This is a genomic window from Acetobacter tropicalis (assembly GCF_001580915.1).
Lineage (GTDB): Bacteria > Pseudomonadota > Alphaproteobacteria > Acetobacterales > Acetobacteraceae > Acetobacter > Acetobacter tropicalis.
Map to the genome: position 1 here is coordinate 1 of NZ_LHZQ01000054.1, position 1,170 is coordinate 1,170.

Genomic DNA, 1,170 nt, shown 5'->3' on the forward strand with positions numbered 1-1,170 from the left:
ATACCAACCGTTGATTGCTATAACCTATGAGCCCAATCGCGCAGCCCGATTGACATGATGCGCCATGGTTGGTCGACGAGCTGGTTCCAGGCATGGCAGGCGATATCGACGATATCGTCATAGGTTCTGAAGATCCTGTTTGAGAGCCATGTATTGCGCAGGAACTGCCAGAGATTTTCCACCGGGTTCAGTTCAGGAGCCCGGGGAGGCAGCGGGAGAATGGTGATATTGTAGGGAACATCCAGCTTCTGACTGGTGTGCCAGGCGGCCTGATCCACAACGAGGACGGCGTGAGCGTCCGGCGCGACTGTGCGTGAAATCTCCGCGAGATGGAGTTGCATGCCGTGCAGGTTGCAGACAGGGAGCACGAGGCCTGCTGCCGTTCCCTTTTCAGGACAGATGGCCCCGAAAATCCACGCGGATCTGGTGCGCAGGTCAGCAACGGCCCGGGGCCGGGTGCCCCGTCTGGCCCAGCGTCGCGTCAGTTTTGTTTTCTGGCCGATCCGCGCTTCGTCAGCCCACCAGATTTCGATATCTTTTCCGGGATGTCTGGACATGATTGCCGCCATGACACCGGGGAACTCTTTTTAAAAATGTCCTGTGCCTGCGTATCCTGGCGATAGTGCCGTGGCCGGGCTGTCAGCAGACGAAACCCCTCACGACGTATGATCTGGCCCAGACGGGTTTCCGACAGGGTGACGCCATAGGTCTCATGCAGCCAGGCGCACAGATCGCACAGTCTCCAGCGGACAACACCATGCACCGCGGGGATTGGTCCTTCTTCAAGCCGGGTTTTCAGGGCAGACAGCATCTGTGGTGTCAGGCGGGCTTTCTGTCCCCCGCCATGACGATCCACAAGGCCATCCGGGCCATCCGCATTGAAACGCACTACCCAGTCACGGATACTCTGCCGGTCTGTCCCGGCAAGCAGGGCTGCCTCGCCGCGCGAAGCGCCATCATAAATCGCCGCAAGTGCCAGCAGGCGGCGCGACTGCCCCACATTCCGGCTTCTGCGCGCAAGGCGTCGCAACTCCGAACTGTCATGATCGTCACGCAGGGACAGAGGGCTGCCCATCCAGAATGCCTCCTTCTGAAAATACTCAGCATCCTGTGAATCACATTTTTAACCCGATGGGTACCCCCTGAGTCACCCCAAGCAACGGTTGGTAT

The 1,170-nt window shown here is 59.0% G+C and carries 1 protein-coding gene; it reads right to left on the reverse strand.

Going from position 1 to position 1,170, the window contains the following annotated elements; genetic code table 11:
- Positions 1 to 17: 17 nt before the first annotated feature.
- Positions 18 to 1,075 (reverse strand): IS630 family transposase gene (locus AD944_RS15995; RefSeq protein ID WP_211263311.1). Its coding sequence is split into 2 segments (ribosomal slippage): positions 18 to 583 and positions 583 to 1,075, totalling 1,059 coding nucleotides; the frame shifts between segments, so codons are not numbered across the junction.
- Positions 1,076 to 1,170 lie beyond the last annotated feature (95 nt).